The 16,802-nt window shown below is 49.5% G+C and carries 11 protein-coding genes; 4 read left to right on the top strand and 7 right to left on the bottom strand.

Annotated features, from left to right (window positions below):
- Window positions 1-215: 215 nt before the first annotated feature.
- The gene (locus ACO6UX_RS18750) at window positions 216-2,468 is read left to right on the top strand and encodes a hypothetical protein (RefSeq protein ID WP_422449895.1); all 2,253 of its coding nucleotides are present in this window, start codon (window positions 216-218) and stop codon (window positions 2,466-2,468) included.
- Between the two features lie 123 nt (window positions 2,469-2,591).
- On the opposite strand, the gene rplI is transcribed toward ACO6UX_RS18750, so the two are convergent.
- The 4 genes from rplI to rpsF form a co-directional block, all read right to left on the bottom strand.
- Window positions 2,592-3,038, bottom strand: coding sequence for a 50S ribosomal protein L9 (rplI, locus tag ACO6UX_RS18745; RefSeq protein WP_422449894.1), 447 nt, complete (start codon window positions 3,036-3,038; stop codon window positions 2,592-2,594).
- 25 nt (window positions 3,039-3,063) lie between these two features.
- The gene (locus tag ACO6UX_RS18740) at window positions 3,064-3,936 is read right to left on the bottom strand and encodes a hypothetical protein (protein ID WP_422449893.1); all 873 of its coding nucleotides are present in this window, start codon (window positions 3,934-3,936) and stop codon (window positions 3,064-3,066) included.
- A 21-nt stretch (window positions 3,937-3,957) separates the two neighbouring features.
- Window positions 3,958-4,182, bottom strand: a complete 225-nt coding sequence (gene rpsR / locus ACO6UX_RS18735) for a 30S ribosomal protein S18 (protein WP_020584246.1) — start codon at window positions 4,180-4,182, stop codon at window positions 3,958-3,960.
- 88 nt (window positions 4,183-4,270) lie between these two features.
- Window positions 4,271-4,687 (bottom strand): 30S ribosomal protein S6, encoded by a 417-nt coding sequence (gene rpsF, locus ACO6UX_RS18730; RefSeq protein WP_101745436.1) that lies wholly within the window; start codon window positions 4,685-4,687, stop codon window positions 4,271-4,273.
- 406 nt (window positions 4,688-5,093) lie between these two features.
- Here rpsF and ACO6UX_RS18725 point away from each other — a divergent pair, with 406 nt between their 5' ends.
- From ACO6UX_RS18725 to ACO6UX_RS18715, 3 genes are all read left to right on the top strand, one after another.
- Window positions 5,094-6,863: an autotransporter assembly complex protein TamA gene (locus ACO6UX_RS18725; protein ID WP_422449892.1), complete on the top strand. Its 1,770-nt coding sequence runs from the start codon at window positions 5,094-5,096 to the stop codon at window positions 6,861-6,863.
- Entirely contained in the window at window positions 6,860-10,732 is a 3,873-nt protein-coding gene (locus ACO6UX_RS18720; protein WP_422449891.1) for a translocation/assembly module TamB domain-containing protein, read from the top strand. The genes ACO6UX_RS18725 and ACO6UX_RS18720 overlap by 4 nt, the downstream gene beginning before the upstream one ends.
- A gap of 194 nt (window positions 10,733-10,926) precedes the next feature.
- The gene (locus ACO6UX_RS18715) at window positions 10,927-11,832 is read left to right on the top strand and encodes a hypothetical protein (protein ID WP_422449890.1); all 906 of its coding nucleotides are present in this window, start codon (window positions 10,927-10,929) and stop codon (window positions 11,830-11,832) included.
- A gap of 357 nt (window positions 11,833-12,189) precedes the next feature.
- Here the strand turns inward: ACO6UX_RS18715 and rlmB are convergent, their stop codons facing one another.
- From rlmB to rnr, 3 genes are all read right to left on the bottom strand, one after another.
- Entirely contained in the window at window positions 12,190-12,924 is a 735-nt protein-coding gene (rlmB, locus tag ACO6UX_RS18710; RefSeq protein ID WP_422449889.1) for a 23S rRNA (guanosine(2251)-2'-O)-methyltransferase RlmB, read from the bottom strand.
- A gap of 225 nt (window positions 12,925-13,149) precedes the next feature.
- Entirely contained in the window at window positions 13,150-13,743 is a 594-nt protein-coding gene (locus ACO6UX_RS18705; protein WP_422449888.1) for a hypothetical protein, read from the bottom strand.
- Window positions 13,744-14,025: 282 nt separating this feature from the next.
- Entirely contained in the window at window positions 14,026-16,650 is a 2,625-nt protein-coding gene (rnr, locus tag ACO6UX_RS18700; RefSeq protein WP_422449887.1) for a ribonuclease R, read from the bottom strand.
- Window positions 16,651-16,802 lie beyond the last annotated feature (152 nt).

Genomic DNA, 16,802 nt, shown 5'->3' with positions numbered 1-16,802 from the left:
GTTCACATGCTCCAATCCTGACACCCCGAGAGGCCCGTTCGCCTGAATCAGACAGTACCATACCATCCCATCAAGAATGCCCTGTCAGGCTGCTCTCTGAGATAACAGTCCCACAGATACCGCAAGGTACTTCAGCTCTGCATCCACACGCCACCACATCGTCAGTTACATCAAGAAATATTTCACAAACACCCACAGACGGTAGCCGGGTACCGATGACAGACGCCGTCAAAAATGCCCTGAAATGTCTGAAAGATGCTGGTATAGACGCACAACAGTGGCAAGGGCTCGGGTTAGTACTGGAGGTTCCCTATGACATGATAAAAAGCATCGATACAAACCTTGCATTGAGCAACCCCGAGAGCAAGTTGTGCGAATTACTCACCTGCGCTGAAACATCAAACCTTTTGCTACCAGAAAGGTTGGTTCAGGGGGTCAGCGAACTTATGGATATGGCACTGTGTGAAGAATATAGAAATAACACATACGCCTTATGTCGATTCATTTTCCCGCATCAATACGTTTTCAATAAAAAACAGGAAATTGTCACCAGAGCAAAAAGCTTTTTTGACTGCGGATCTCTCTCCCTGGCGGAGCCTGATTGCTATAACAATGACAATCGGTCGTGGTACGACAGGATTTCACCCAGAGATGCTTACCTGATCGTTAATAAGCACTTGGATAAAGCACAACGTTATTCTCTTGCCGCCAGATTAGATCTGCCTGACGCTGACCGGGAAGCATTATTGCCACTACTGGTCGGAGAATGGAATGTCTATGTCGCAGAGCTGTTATGGCGGGCAGACGAACAGCAACTGCTGACCTTCGCCAATTTGTGTGCGGTTATTTGTGAAAGTGGCAGTTGCTGGTCAGTCGAGACGAAAGTTTGTCCCAAACTGGGCCTGGATTATCATCAGCTTCCACAATACCAATCCAAAAGGAGGTTATCAGAAAATAACGGCGAGCCTGATCGGTTGTTAAGTATACGGGATTTGGTTTCCGTTTTTTGTAATCAAATGCAAATCCTCCCGGAATATCTGGCACAGGTCTGTGGTTATTCCGAACTACTTAAACACCCCCTGTTGATGACGATGCAGAAAAAAATCAAGTTTTTTCCTGATACTCTTAAAAGAGTGATTTTTCTGGAACTGATTTACCAGAAAAACCGTGGAAATAGCAAAGGCGGTTTATCCATTACTGACGTTGTCCGCATTCTTAATAAACCGGAGGTGATGGAGTTCAGAGTAGCCAACCGGTTATTGAGTAACATGACCGCTGGTGATTCTGAACAGGCAAGCCCGGTATTTACGCGATCACAATTGTTAGAACTGGCCGACATGCTGATTCAGAATCCGGATTTTGAGGCAGAACCTCTGGCAAAAATGCTGGGTCTACCCAACCATAAAAGAAAGTTGATTGTTTCCGGGGAGCATGCAAAAGTTTTACAAAAAATGATTTATGACATTTTCTATGCAGCCAATACGTTGGGAAGGCTCACTCCCGAAAATCTCCTGTACGCTTTGAATCAGACTTGTTCGGCATCATTGGTGAACAGCGTGTGCAATATGAGTACGTTTCCGCAGTTACAATCCATCACCGGCACACCATTACCGCCGTTAGTACTTGGCCAGCAAGATGAAATCCCCCGAAAACCAGGCTCAATACCCTTAACCATGGATTTCCTGGGTAATCTACTGCTGAGCCATAACGTGCATAGAATTGGTATGTGTACAGGGCTTGGATTTGATGAGCTAAAGGCATTACAAACGTGTACCGGAGACAAACCACAGCTTCTGGCTTATCGCCTGTCTAAGAAACTGACTGAAACCGAACGGGGTCTTGAAACGGGTCATCTTTATCAGGCGCTGCAATGGCTGAATGACAAGGAAGCGCTGGCCTATTTCCCGCAACAACAAACCGATGAGTTCCTGAGTTGTCTGCCTGAGCAGACCGTTAGCAACATCCAGCAGGGAATGGCTTATATTTCAGCATTCAGCCAGATCCCCGACACAGACGATGGAATTGGATGGATCTTTCCGATTGCCTGCAAAATCGGCTTGCCCAGGAGAGAATTTGATCACATTCCTGTATCCTGTGATCCTGGCTGGAATCTCATCAGTTTCCTTCTGGCAGCCGGAGAATCCCCATCACCACAAAGGGTTAAAGAACTTGTTGAGTGGTCCGGGCAATTGACGTTGGCAAAAGACCTTCTGAGTGAGTCGGGAGATAACGAGTCATCAGCCTATCGTTGCCCCATTGGCGGAAATTTAATTTCATGGCCGGCAGCAATCGACAAAAAGCAGAACCAGGGTGGGCCACAGACCGTCTATTTTGAGCATGACCTGCTGTTTAAATGGGTTAATAAAAACCCCATCCATCCGTTAACATTAGCAGCACTTGACGTGAAAGAGATAAGGACTCACTGTCCAGAATTTTTTGAGCAACTTATTGCAACGCTCGATGGTTAATCTCAGGACAGCCCTTCTCTTTGTAGAAAGGGAAAAAAACCGATGAATTGCCATAAGCCGGGTTAAAAAAAACCGGAGCCCCGTTAGAGTTCCGGTTTTTAATCTATCTGTTAACCGAACTGATTATTCAGCTTCGATAAACACCTTGATAGTTGCAGCAACATCAGAATGCAGCTGGATACCAACGTCGTACTCACCAACGGCACGGATTGGGCCTTCTGGCAGACGGATTTCGCTCTTGGCAACCGCAACACCGGCAGAAGTGATGGCTTCCGCCAGGTCACGAGGACCGATAGAACCGAACAGTTTGCCTTCGTCGCCTGCTTTGGCGGTCAGGGTCAGTTCGATTTCAGCCATTTCTGCAGCGCGCTTCTGAGCACCGCTCAGTTGTTCGTTAGCCGCGCTCTCAAGCTCGGCACGACGGGCTTCGAAAGTCGCCAGATTCGCTTCAGTGGCAGGCAGGGCCTTGCCAAAAGGAATCAGAAAGTTACGGCCATAACCGTTTTTAACGGTGACCTTGTCGCCCAGCTTACCAAGCTTGGCAATTTTTTCGAGCAGGATTACTTCCATTTCGCTAGCCTCTATCTAGTACCTGTCATCCCTGATGCAGTCGGTTATTCGCGCGGGCGCGAAAATCAAAAAGACTGTCCAGACATGCAGTTAAAACAATGACCGGGTACGCCAGTTGCGTGACAAAAATCAACAGGATGTAAAACCCTACCAGCCAGAAGCTTCCCAGTTGTCGCATCCTCACCAGCCCGTGGATCATGGCAAGCCCCGCCACCAGCAATGGCAGCGTTGCTGCAGGAACCAGCACCAGCATGTAAGGAACAACGGTTGCTCCCACCAGGGTAAATGCCAGAAGCCCCATGGCTACCGGGAACGGCAGGCGGATCTGGTGAAACTCTTCACGGAATCCACCCGGGTTAAAAAGCTGTGCCTGCCAGGATCTGGCCAGCACCAACCCAAGGATGCAGATCACCAGGTTAAACCAGGTGATCACACCGATAACCCCGTATTCTACCAACGGCCCAATGCCCGCTACTAAGTCGTCCGTACTCTGCCCTGCCTGCTGAACGTAGTCACGAACCAGTGTCATGACCAGTTCGCTGATCAGGGCGATTTGCTGTGGAGCCAGCTGCGCCATGACCAGAGCGATGAAAGCTCCGGCTGGCAGCAGCGCCAGTAGTGTTTTTTGCCAGGAAACCGTTTGGCGTAATACCAGGGCCAAAGCCACGATGGTTGTCAAACCGATGATCGTGGAGAACTGTCCCATGGCTGCCCAGGCAATACCCGGCAGCACAGCCCACGTGAGTATTTTCAGCCCTTCACTGGTACCACGACGTAGTACTACCAGTGAAATAATGGCTGCACTCACCCAGAACAGCATGGGAATACAGGCAAACACAGTGGCCAGGATCATTGCCTGTTTCGGGCCACGCATTACCAGTTCCGCCAGTCCACGCATCAGCTATACCCTGTGAATAAATCAGTGACGATCGGTGTATGGCAGCAGGGCCACGTAACGAGCGCGCTTGATCGCTGTTGCCAGCTGACGCTGGTAACGAGCCTTGGTACCGGTGATACGGCTAGGAACGATCTTACCGGTTTCAGAAACATAAGCTTTCAGGGTGTTCAGATCTTTGTAATCGATCTCTTTCACGCCTTCAGCGGTAAAACGGCAGAACTTTCTGCGACGGAAAAAACGTGCCATGGCAACGCCTCCTTGGATTTATGCTTGTATGGTAAAGAGCAGGTTAAAGCAGGAACCTTAGCAGTCGTGAGCGACTGAGCGTCAGGTCTTACTCTTCAGACTCTTCTACTTCGTCTTCAACGGCTTCTTCAGAGGCACGTTCTTCACGGCGGTCTTCACGACGATCGTCGCGACGATCACGCTTTTCTTCAGACTGCAGCATGATAGAAGCTTCAGTGATGGCTTCATCACGACGAATGACCATGTTACGGATAACCGCGTCGTTGTAGCGGAAGTTTTCCGTCAGCTCATCCAGAGTTTCGTTACCACACTCAATGTTCATCAGAACGTAGTGAGCCTTGTGGATCTTGTTGATTGGGTAAGCCAGCTGACGACGGCCCCAGTCTTCAAGACGGTGTACCTTGCCACCATTTTCGGTGATAGCGCGAGTATAGCGCTCAACCATGGCAGGTACTTGCTCGCTCTGGTCAGGGTGGACCAGGAAAACGATTTCGTAATGACGCATTATTTGCTCCTTACGGGTTAAATAGCCTCCTGCAATTTTTATCTCCGACAGCCGTCGAAAAGATTCTATAAAGCAGTAAGGCAAGGAGAGTGTGAGCGCAGGCGCTCACCGGTTACTACATTCACAATGGCAACCCTCTTGATCGACTCTTGACCAAAAAAGCTCTACTGAGAATGAAATATACGCCGGACAGATTGGCCGGAGCATACAAAGAGCGGGAATTTTAGAGATTTGTTGCGTTGGTTGCAAGGGGAGACAAGGTCTGCCGCACTGGTAATATCCGGTGTCGATATGGTGATTTACCACTATCCATTCAACGATGAGCCTCCTGGAGGTCGATATAGCCAGAGACCGCTCCAATTTACCGTTTTTATTGCCGGGAACGCGTACCCACTATCATTGAATTATGGCCGATCACGAAAGCACAGCACTTATCCATACACCGAAACGGCGAATCGGCCTGTGGCTGCTGATCATCCTGTTTTTTTCTGCATCGGCCTGGGCAACAAAACCTCTGACCTATAAAATCAATGGGCTCGACAAAGCCTTACTGCAAAATGCGACGCTCTACCTTAATAACCTGCCTGCCATCAAACCCGAACAACTGGATGAATACCGGCAAGAAATCCGGGAGGCCCTGCAAAAATCCCTGATGGCCCTGGGCTATTACCAGCCCACCATTGACTTTCACAGCAAAAAAGCTGCCAGTCAGCTCATCATTACTATCAATCCGGGTCAGCCAGTGATTGTCCAGTCCCTGCAAATCAATCTGGAAGGTGATGCCCGGCAAGACCGGGCATTTACCCGGTTAATCAGGCAGAGCCGGTTAAAAACAGGCGATGTCCTGCATGATGGTGAATATGAGTCGCTGAAAACAGGGCTCAATAAACTGGCCCTGACCCGTGGTTATTTTGATGCAGACCTGAGTGAACACCAGATCAAAGTCTACCCGGCCAAACATCGGGCTGACATTACCCTGACCATGGAATCCGGCCAACGATACCGGTTCGGACCGGTTATTTATGACGCCCCGGTGAGCGAAGCTACCCGTGAGTTGCTGAACACCATGATCAATTTTGAGCCGGGGCAACCCTATCGCTCCGAACAGCTCAGCCAGTTGAACATGGACTTTTCTGCCACCGGATATTTTAAATCCATTGAAGTCCGCCCTCTCAAGGACCAAGCGGTTGATGGTGAAGTTCCGATTTTCGTCAGCGTGATACCCAAAACAGCCTGGGAGCTGGAGACCGGTATCGGTTTCTCTACAGACGAAGGTCCGAGGGTATCCCTGAGCATCGATAACCCATGGCTGGATGAAAAAGGGCACAGTTTCACCAGCGATATCAGAGTGTCCAAAACAGGGCAGGAGCTGAGTGGGCGCTATAAAATCCCCTACGGCAACCCTCTGCTGGAATACTACAGCCTGGACAGCGGTTACCAGAGAACGTCGGTTCAGGATACCGACAGTCAGCTTATTTCCGCTTCTGTTAATAAGTGGAAAAAGCGGCCGGGTAACTGGGACCAGGACTTTTTTATCCGGGTAGATTATGAGAACTACACCCAAGGGCAGCAGAACAGCAGTAACCTGTTGCTAATACCCGGCATGTCATTTGATCGCCGGAAAGTGGTTGGTAACCCAACGGATCCCCGCTCCGGACACCTCTACAATCTGAAAATCGAAACCTCTGCCCAAGCCTGGCAATCTGATGCGGACTTTATCAAAGTGTGGGGCCGGGCCAAATGGCTGACCACGTTCTTCCAGCATCACCGGGTGATCAGCCGAATTGAGCAGGGTGCCATCTGGGTGGATGACATTCAGAATATCCCGCCGTCCATTCGCTTCTTTACCGGTGGTGACCAGACGGTCCGTGGCTACAGCTATGAAAGCCTGTCCCCAAGGGACAGCAACGGCCAGCTGGTTGGCGGCCAGTACCTTTCGGTAGCCAGTATTGAATATGACTATGAAATTGCTGAAAACTGGCGGGTCGCCTTGTTTGTTGACAGCGGAACTGCAACCAACTCCTACAAAAAAGGTCAGGTTGAATGGCAAACCGGGGCTGGGCCGGGCATCCGCTGGGTGACGCCCCTGGGTCCGTTAAAACTGGACTTTGCCTTTGCGATCAGTGAGCCCGGCTCTCCCTGGCGAATCCACTTTTCCATGGGGCCGGATTTATGAACAGCGCCCCAAACCATAACTCTGAACAGGCCGGGTCTGCCCCGGCAGCGCCAGACCAACGCCCAGTGAAAAAAGTATCTCTGATCAAGCGGTGTCTATCAGTCACAGCCGTCTTCCTGCTTACCCTGATCTCACTGCTGCTGTTTACTCACACTGGCAACACCCTGCTCTGGCACCAACTGAACAATGTGCTTCCGGCGCTTGATGGGGAGCTGACGGAAGGCCAGCTGATGACAGGCTGGCATATTCAGAATCTCCGCTGGCAAGATAGCCGGATCAAGTTTCAGGCTGATGATATAACGCTGAAGTGGCAGCTTGGAAAAGTGTTAACCAGGCAGCTGCCGGTACAACTGGTGGAAGTTAAAGGCGGCAACCTTGAGATTCAGCCCGTAGCCGAAGAAATCGTGCCTTCAGCACCGCCCTCTACCGATGCAACCGTCGATATTCCCCTGGATATTCTGATCAGTCAGATCCATATCCAGGATTTTGAAGTCACCTTTTCAGGAACCACGGTGTCCCTGGAAACCTTTACCGCAGACGCCCGTCTACAGAATAGCCAGCTGTTTATCCCTGAGGTTCGGGCAGATAACCTTCAGATTGTGTTAAAAGACCAAGACAGCACAACGTCCACTCCAAAGGCTTTAACGCCGAACAAACCAACGTCGGCAGGCATTGATCTCTCAACCATCACACTGCCGGAAGTAAAACTCCCAATCCCTGTCAGCCTGGAAAATTTCACACTAACCAATGCCCGCTACCAGCAGGGTGATATTGATGAAACCCTGAAAGCGCTGGCGCTGAGTTTCAACTGGCAAGCGACTCATATCACTAACCTGACACTTAAGGCAGAACAAACCAAGGCCAATATTCATTTAAACGGCGAAATACAGCTAGCTGAAAACTATCCATTAAGCCTGACCCTGAATACCACTATTCTGGATAACTTCAATATTCCTGAGCTGGCAGCCATGAAAGGGGATAAGCTAGCACTGGCAGCCTCGGGCGATCTTAGCCAACTGCAACTGCGGCTTGCCACACAGGGCTCCATCAATGCATTGCTGGAAGGAAATATTGGCCCTCTTGCCCCCAACTTCCCCCTGAGCGTTGCCCTGAAATGGCATGAATTCCAATGGCCGCTGCAAGAAAGTGCCTCCGGGGTTTCATCCGACAATGGCTTAGCCAGGATCACTGGCAATCTGAATCAGTACCAGCTCTCACTGAACACATCCATTAAAGTGGCTGAGCAACCAGCAACTCAACTGCGTTTAGATGCCTCTGGCAGTTTGCAGCAGCTGGATATTAAAACACTGTCACTTAGCCCTGATGATGAAAGCAATCTTTCCGAAAATCCCTTGGAACTGACCGGAACAGTTAACTGGCAAGATGGCATTCATTGGCAAGGTCACATTCTGCTGTCAAAACTACAGCCAGAAGTATGGCTAAGGGAATTTCCCGGCACGCTGAGCGGCAAAGTAACCACTCAATTTACGATGACCGATGGTTTATGGCAGCTCAGCATTCCGGAACTGATGATCAATGGCTCATTACTGAATAACCCTCTTGAGTTGACCGGAAAACTGGCATCCGACAACCAGGTCGGGCCTATGGCCGCTTTACCCTTCAACGTGAATATTCACAGCTTTTATGCAGCGTTTGGCGAGAACCGCCTTAACATCAGTGGACAAATCGCAGAACAGTTATCCCTGAGCGCCAAACTGGATGCCAGCTCTCTGGATAGGATTACCCCGGAGCTGAAAGGCTCGTTACAAGGCAGCGTTCAGCTATCAGGGAGCGATAAACATCCAAAGCTTTTATTCAGCTTTGATAGCCCATCCCTAGAGGTTGAACAGACCAGTATCAACCGGTTACAAGTGAACGGCGAATTGACCAGAGCCACCTTACTGGAAGGTAAAACCACGGTTAAGGCAGACTCTCTCAACAGTGGCAATATTCAGCTGAAAAACGTGCTGCTAAATGCCAGTGGCAGTGAACGGAATCATCAAATATCCCTGAAAACTCAGGGTGAGCCGGTATCCGGCGAGTTACAGATTAACGGAGTCTGGCAGGGTACCCACGGTAACAGCCATGGCAAATGGCAGGGGGAGTTAGCCAGTGCCAGGGTAATCACACCGGTGGATGCCTGGTCTCTGGAGCAGCCTGTTACCATCGGGCTGAATGCCACCAACAAAGAAGTGAAACTGACGGATCAATGCTGGCTTGCCAAACCGGCAAGGCTCTGTATTGATGCATCACAATTTTCAGCCAACCGTGGAACAACACGCTTCCGGCTATCAGACTTTAACCTGTCAACCCTGAAACCACTCCTGCCAGGCAACCTTAACTGGCAGGCCATACTGTCGGGCCGTGGCGATATCCAATGGGATAACGGTCAGCCCATAGCTCATATCCAAATCCAGACGACGCCGGGTGAAATCACCAGCAACTCAGATCAGCCTTTATCAGTGAACTATCAAACGCTCTCCACCGTGATTAATCTGAATGAGGGTGATCTGCAGGCAGAGTTTGACTTTGACTCAAAACAGCTGGGGGACGCCCACATCCATCTGGCCATCGACAACATGCACAGTGACCAGACCCTGAGTGGACAAGCCAGACTGCAGGATATGCGCCTGTACTTTCTGCAACCACTGATTCCGGATATCAGTCATATTGATGGTATTTTATCCGCTGACACACGCATGGGTGGAACCCTGAAAGACCCCTTGCTGTTTGGCAACCTGAAACTCCGTGCAGGACAGCTGGCCGCTAAACAGGAAATGGTCAAAGTCAGCCATCTGATCACTGAGCTGAATGTGGATGGCAATAAAGGCGCAGTCAGTGGCAGCATGAAGATAGACGACGGTGAAGTGAAGCTGTCAGGTCATCTTGACTGGCAACAGATGCCCCCTTCCGGTGTCATCGATATAACAGGGCAAAACCTGGGAGCCAGAGTGCCGGGCATCCTCCAGCTGAAAGCCTCCCCCGATTTAAGGCTGACCATTGGAGCCGCGCAAACCCTGACCGGGAACATCACCATTCCCTGGGCAAGAGCGAACATCAAACAACTGCCCAAACAGGCCGTCACCCCCTCTGATGATGTGGAGATTATCACTCCGGGAACCAGAAAAGCACTGCTGCGTGCCGGTCCGCCCTTCTCCATGGATGTGAATGTGATTTTAGGTAAAGACATCAAGATCGACGCCTATGGGCTGAAATCAGACCTTGGCGGCCAACTGCTGCTGGATCTGCAACCCGAAAAACCAATGACTGCCAATGGTTCTATTCAACTGACCAACGGCCGCTATCATCAATTCGGTCAGGATCTGCTGATTAAAGAGGGCCATATTATTTTCTCCGGCCCGCTATCCAGCCCGTACCTGTCGGTGAACGCTATTCGCAACCCTGACAGCATAGAAGACGATGTATTAATAGGCATGCAGGTGAGCGGTGCCCCCTCCCGGCCGGAGTTTTCTATCTATTCGGACCCATCCATGCCACAGCAGGAACAGTGGTCTTATCTGCTCAGAGGGCGGGGACTCGAAGATGGTGACAGTTCGGCAGTGCAATCCATGCTGATCGGTTTCGGTGTCAGCCAGTTTGGCGGCGTAGTGACTTCCATTGGTGAAAAAATCGGCCTCTCGGATGTCACGCTCGACACCCAGGGCAGCGGTGATGACACCCGGGTCACCATTGGCGGGACGATTGCGCCGGGCCTGCGGGTGCAATATGGCGCAGGTGTTTTTGACTCTATCGCTGAAGTTAAGGTGCGCTACGAACTAATGCCGCGACTTTACCTTCAGGCCGTTAGCGGCATTGCCCAGGCTATCGACCTTTTCTACCAGTTTACAATTGCGACAGAAAAAAAATAGACCTATTAAGATTTAATGAATTCAATGAGAGGTACTGACTTCCGAAAATTTTGCATCGTTATTAATTGGTAAAAAAATACATTGGCTACCTGGAGGAAGGAAACTTAATTTTAGAAAAACGGTCAGATATTGGGCCAAATATCAAGAACTATATGAAGATAGTCTTTGTTTTTCCAAAATTGAGGTTACCAGTCATGCACGGTGTAAATAACGGTAATGTTTCAAGAAACACTTATAATCCCCAACAGGAAAACAAGAATCAAAAAGTGGATACTAAAGTGTCGCACGGGGAAAGTGGAACCACTAATCCCATTGCTCACAGAACATGTATTTCGACAGAGGGTGCAGCTGCATCGAGTTCTGTACAGGCTGCCAGCGCCTTATCCGATGCGCCTACAGTCCACTTGACTAAAACATTTTACCGTCCCAAGGATAAAGAACCTCTTATTTTTGCGGAAGAACACCTTATGACACACGGAGACTTCAGGGATATACTATCCAAACACATGGATGTCTATGCAGTAGTAACGGATGATCGTAATAATATTGGAGCTGTCAACATTTTGGCCATCGGGAAACCAAAATTCCAATTAGACGACCTGAAGGGAAGATTCCATACTTGCGTTTTTCAATCTATACCATCATTAAAAGAATCACCTTACAGTTCTGAGTTGTTAGGTATCTCCCTTAATCAAACTTGTTGGATTGTTGATGACTTCTGCAAAAAACTTAAAAAAAAGAATGATAAGGATCATGAAACAATGAATTCGATTGAACGGTCAATATTTAATAAATTAAAACCAAAATATGATTTAAAAAAAACCTCGCTTTCACGTATTGTTACTCATAATAATTTCCTGGAAGATATCTCCCCTGAGGAAGCAAGATTTATTTTGGAAAAAAGCTTCTATGCCTCTATCAAAGAGATGAAGAAACAAGTCTCTACTCCTCATGAGAATAGCCTGAACTCAGAAGCAACAATCAACGATCTTCCGGAGATCCTTCGCAGTTATAAAGATCGTATGGCTTGGGGACGTTATCACAGCTGGAAGTTAAATTATCTTGATAAAACATTACTCAAAAATGCCAAATGGGAATAGCTTTTCCTCAGATGAGTCCGGCTAATCCTTTATTATTGCGTTTTTTTTGGGCAATTAGATGCGTAAGTAGTTAACCAAATGAAATCATATTTTCTGGCTAAGTGGACAGTCACTCTGCGGCGTTACAACTCCGGTCACATAGCTACGGCTATGCTCCCTGCGTTGTGCCTTGCATAGTAACTGTCCACTTAGCCAGAAATATACGATTTCATTTGGCCAACTACTTATCGTCAATATGGAACAACCGAAGAACGACCATTGAATAAGCCAATGCCCCAAAGCCAGTCTTTTTGAACTGGCTTGTTGAATCGATGATTTATCCAAAGGGCAGATTCAGTGAAATCAGAGTGGTGACAATCATCGTCGCTGTCGAACCGCCTCAAATAAACACACCCCGGTAGCAACCGACACATTGAGGCTACTGACAGAACCGGCCATTGGAATAAAAATCAGCGAATCACACAGGTCTCTGGTCAGGCGACGCATTCCTTTACCTTCTGCGCCCATGACCAGAGCCAGAGGACCGGTTAAATCCGACTGATAAATATTGCCGGAACTCTCGCCTGCGGTACCAATCATCCAGATACCTCGCTCCTTGAGCCATTCCATACTCCGTGCCAGGTTGGTCACCTGAATCAGAGGTACATTGTCTGCTGCACCACAGGCCACTTTGGTTGCTGTAGCATTGAGACTGGCAGACTTATCCCTGGGCACAATCACCGCATGTACACCTGCCGCATCGGCAGTCCGCAGGCAGGCCCCAAGATTGTGAGGGTCCGTAACGCCATCCAGAATCAGGAGAAAGGATGGTTCATTCAGCCCATCAAGAATATCCTCCAGGTCTTCTTCCCGGTAAACCCGGGCGGCAGAGACTCTGGCCATAATACCCTGATGCACACCCTCCGCTTTGGCATCAAGACGACTGCGTTCAACAAATCGGACGGAAACGCCCTGATCTCTGGCCTGATCAACCAGGGCATTGATTCGCTTATCCGTACGACCTTTCTGGATCTGAAGCTCCAGTATTCTTTCGGGTGACCGTTCAAACAGGCTCTGCACTGCATGCAGGCCAAATACTACGTCATTGCTCATTGATTTCTCATTTGAAAGCCTTTACAGGCCATAAAAAGGGGGATTTTAGCAAAACTGGAAGGACAGGAGTTATTGCTGATGTTTTAACACTGATATGTTAACGAAAACGGCCAGAATAAGCATGACCTATGCGCTACCGGACTCATTTCCAGTTAGCTAAATTCTGCATCAACCTCGACCGAGGAGGCTGGCCGAGTATGCGTAACAATAGCTCGGCCAAACATTTTAATCGTCTTTTTTAAAGAAATAATTACCAACAGCCTCGACAGTAGACCCGATAGCAGACGAGGTAGCAAGACTAGCAGCCCCGACAGTCCCCATACAGACACTGGTAGCAACACCTGTCGCAACACCTTTGGCAACACCAGTACCAACATCGCTGGTAGCCCTTTCACCCTGAACAGAACCCCAGAAGGCCCCAATAGCAAATCCAGCTAAGGCAATCAAGGCAGGCCCGGCAGCAAGCTCAGCACAAGCAGCAAACCCGGCACTATCAACCCCGACAGCAGCAGACCCGGTAGCCCCGATAGCAAACCCAACTAAAGCCGAGGGCGCAACCGGGAGAGTAAACGTCAAAGTAGCCTGGCACAGAAATTTAATGGTTTTTTTCGAAATAGTCACTATCCGATCCTGCAATGGAATACATTCTATCTCATTATCAGTAAACTGTTTTTCACAGGAGAGATAATTTTTTTGGTCAGAACTTTCCACGCATTCCCGTATACCTGAACGACCAGAAGAATGTTTACATTTTGTACTATCGCTTACGTTATTTATTGAACCAAAGTCCTTTTTTGGATTAGAAGTGATATTGTCCATATCGAAACCTTCCGTTTTAATTAATGTTTGTTACAGCTAATAGATATTTATATTTGGTTTTAGTTCCCTATGAACACTAAGATATTTAACCAATTCTGCCGCTAAGGTGTTTTCCTTGCCCGAAAAGTGATCGTTAAATAAAAACTCTTATCAACCCGGAAACAAAAAGGCCGCTGTGAAGCGGCCTGATTTCAAAAGACATCTCGATAAAGCAGACAGACTCCCGGAGTAACCCAAGGAGCCAGGAAGCAATGCTTGATAATCCCTGTGATACGAAGCTTATTAACTGATCTTCCGTTTACGAGGCTGTTTGCCCGTCGGCTTTGAGGCTTTGGCTGAATCAGACTTCCGGGCGCTGCTGGCTTTCTTCTTACCGGCAGTCTTCTTTTTGCCGGAAGCGGTTGGCTTGCCCTTTTTACCGGTTGTTTTGGCGGATTTCCTGCCTTTCGTCCTACGGCCGGATGGCTTACCGTCTTCGGCAGAGCCCTTAGCGGATGAAGAGCCCTTGGCGGATGAACTGCCTTTCCCTTTTTTAGCCGCCTCTTCAGCAGCCCTGGCTTCTCTGAGCAGTTTTTCCTTGGCCGCTGCCGACTTGAATCGACTGCCAAGCGCCGCGCTTGCGGATGAACGGGATTTTTTCGCCGAACCAGACTTACCAGAGGACTTTCTTCTTCCCGGCCTGCTAAGCGCTGACAGCAGTTCAAAGTCGATCTTCTTATCGTCCAGATTCACCTTACTGACCATCACCTCCAGTTCATCGCCCAGACCAAACCGGCGACCGGTGCGCTCACCGCGCATGCAATGATGAACATTGTCGTAAATATAATAGTCATCCGGCAGGCTGGTCACATGAACCAATCCCTCGACATAGACATCTTTCAGCTCAACAAACAACCCGAATCCGGTCACTGAAGAGACAATACCGCTGAAGATCTGACCAATATGCTGCTGCATATAGTCGCACTTCAGCCAGTCCATGGCATCGCGGGTTGCCAGATCAGCCCGCCGCTCTGTGGTGGAACAGTGCTCTCCCAGTGCCTGAATATCGCCGGCATTATAGGGGTAGATGCGCTTTTCAGGTATGAGGCTGGCCCCCACACGAATCACATGCCGGGAGGGGCTCTCTGAGCGGATAATATGACGAATCGCCCTGTGTACCAGCAGGTCAGGGTAACGCCGGATGGGCGAGGTAAAGTGTGCATAAGCCTTGAAGGCCAGGCCAAAATGCCCCTGATTATCACCACTGTAGACTGCCTGGCTCATTGAGCGAAGAACCACGGTCTGAATCACATGGTAATCAGGACGATCTTTCACCCTAAGCAACAATGCCTGAATATCACGGGGGGTGATTTTGCCTGAGGGAAGTGCCAGCCCCAGACTGCCAATAAAGCTGTTCAGGTTAAGCTTCTTCTCCAGCGTCGGCCCTTCGTGCACACGATAAAGCCCCGGGAGTTTATGCTTTTCCAGGAACTTTGCCGCGCACACATTGGCGCACAGCATACACTCTTCAATCAGCTTGTGGGCGTCATTACGCTCTCTGGGCACAATCTGCTCAATCTTGCGGTGGCGACCAAAAATAATCTGGGTCTCCACCGTATCAAAATCAATCGTGCCACGCTCTGCCCGTACGGATACCAAGGTCTTGTAGAGCGAGTACAGATGCTCAAGGTGTGGCACTAATGGCTGGTACTGCTTCCGTAGCGCCCGGCCCTCATCACTGAGGGACAACATATCCCAGACTTTGGTATACGTCAGCCGGGCATGGGAGCGGATAACACTCTCATAGAATTTGTAGCCGGAAATCTTGCCTTTGCCACTGATGGTCATTTCACAGACCATTGCCAGTCGATCTACTTCGGGGTTCAGGGAGCACAAACCATTGGACAGAACCTCCGGCAACATGGGAATCACATGCCCCGGGAAGTAAACCGAAGTCCCCCGGTTAAACGCTTCCTTGTCCAGGGCTGAGCCCGGTTTCACATAGTGGGAAACATCGGCAATCGCAACAAACAGACGCCAGCCGCCGCCTTTTTTTGACTCACAATAAACCGCATCATCAAAATCACGGGCATCTTCCCCATCAATTGTGACAAACGGCGTTGCCCGTAAATCGACCCGGCAATCTTTGTCCGACTCTGCGACCTCAGTGGTAAAACCCTTGCACTGTTTTTCCACCGCTTCCGGCCAGTCATGGGGAATATTATGGGTGCGAACAGCAACCTCGACCTCCATGCCGGCATCGGCTCTGCCACCGAGAATTTCCTTAACAATGCCCATAGGCATGTTGCGACGGCCGGGCTGCCGGGTAATTTCCAGCAGAATATATTGTCCCTCCGTGGGCATCAGCGGGCCCGGCTGAACAATAATCTCCCGGCTGATACGGGGGTTTTCAGGCACCATAAAGGCCGCACCAGACTCGGTATAGTAACGACCGACAACCTGTGTCGTATTTCTCTCAATCACCTCAACCAGCTGGCCTTCCCTGCGGCCACGATGATCGACACCTGATTCACGCACAACCGCACGGTCACCATCAAACAGCTGACGCATCTCACGGGGGGAAAGGTAGAGATCTTCACCACCACCATCCGGCATTAAAAAGCCAAATCCTTCTTTATTACCCTGAACTACCCCTTTAATAAGATTCAGCTTACTGATCAGGGCAAAGGCATTCTTGCGATTTTGCAGCAGCTGACCATCGCGGATCATCGCCTTAAGGCGGAACATCAGTGCTTCCTGCTGTTCTTCGTCGTTTATACCCAGTGCACGACATAACGCCTGATGGCTGACCGGAGCCCCGCGTTGCTCAAGGTATTCCATGATGTACAGACGACTGGGGATCGGGTTTTCATAGCGCTCTGCTTCGAGAGATGCCTGACTATCCTGGCTTTTCCACCCTTTTGACATGGGCTTATTGCACCTCTTTTAGGGCGTATGGCAGCCCGGGGCTGCCTGGTGAAAATGAAAATCTACAATCATGATATCTTTCTTCAAAGGCCATGGAGGGGGGAGAAGTCAACATTGAATCCATTCTGTATTAGTACATGCATCAGACTATT

Source organism: Endozoicomonas sp. ALB091, from assembly GCF_049310265.1.
In the GTDB taxonomy this organism is placed as follows: Bacteria; Pseudomonadota; Gammaproteobacteria; order Pseudomonadales; family Endozoicomonadaceae; genus Endozoicomonas.
Note: the sequence above shows the minus strand (reverse complement) of the source record. Positions and strands in the feature narration are given on the sequence as shown.

Coding starts and splice junctions, on each gene's coding strand:
- ACO6UX_RS18725 (WP_422449892.1), top strand. CDS start 5,094: ATGGCCGATCACGAAAGCACAGCACTTATCCATACACCGAAACGGCGA.
- rpsF (WP_101745436.1), bottom strand. CDS start 4,687: ATGCGTCATTACGAAATCGTTTTCCTGGTCCACCCTGACCAGAGCGAG.
- rlmB (WP_422449889.1), bottom strand. CDS start 12,924: ATGAGCAATGACGTAGTATTTGGCCTGCATGCAGTGCAGAGCCTGTTT.
- ACO6UX_RS18705 (WP_422449888.1), bottom strand. CDS start 13,743: ATGGACAATATCACTTCTAATCCAAAAAAGGACTTTGGTTCAATAAAT.
- rnr (WP_422449887.1), bottom strand. CDS start 16,650: ATGTCAAAAGGGTGGAAAAGCCAGGATAGTCAGGCATCTCTCGAAGCA.
- rpsR (WP_020584246.1), bottom strand. CDS start 4,182: ATGGCACGTTTTTTCCGTCGCAGAAAGTTCTGCCGTTTTACCGCTGAA.
- rplI (WP_422449894.1), bottom strand. CDS start 3,038: ATGGAAGTAATCCTGCTCGAAAAAATTGCCAAGCTTGGTAAGCTGGGC.
- ACO6UX_RS18740 (WP_422449893.1), bottom strand. CDS start 3,936: ATGCGTGGACTGGCGGAACTGGTAATGCGTGGCCCGAAACAGGCAATG.
- ACO6UX_RS18750 (WP_422449895.1), top strand. CDS start 216: ATGACAGACGCCGTCAAAAATGCCCTGAAATGTCTGAAAGATGCTGGT.
- ACO6UX_RS18715 (WP_422449890.1), top strand. CDS start 10,927: ATGCACGGTGTAAATAACGGTAATGTTTCAAGAAACACTTATAATCCC.
- ACO6UX_RS18720 (WP_422449891.1), top strand. CDS start 6,860: ATGAACAGCGCCCCAAACCATAACTCTGAACAGGCCGGGTCTGCCCCG.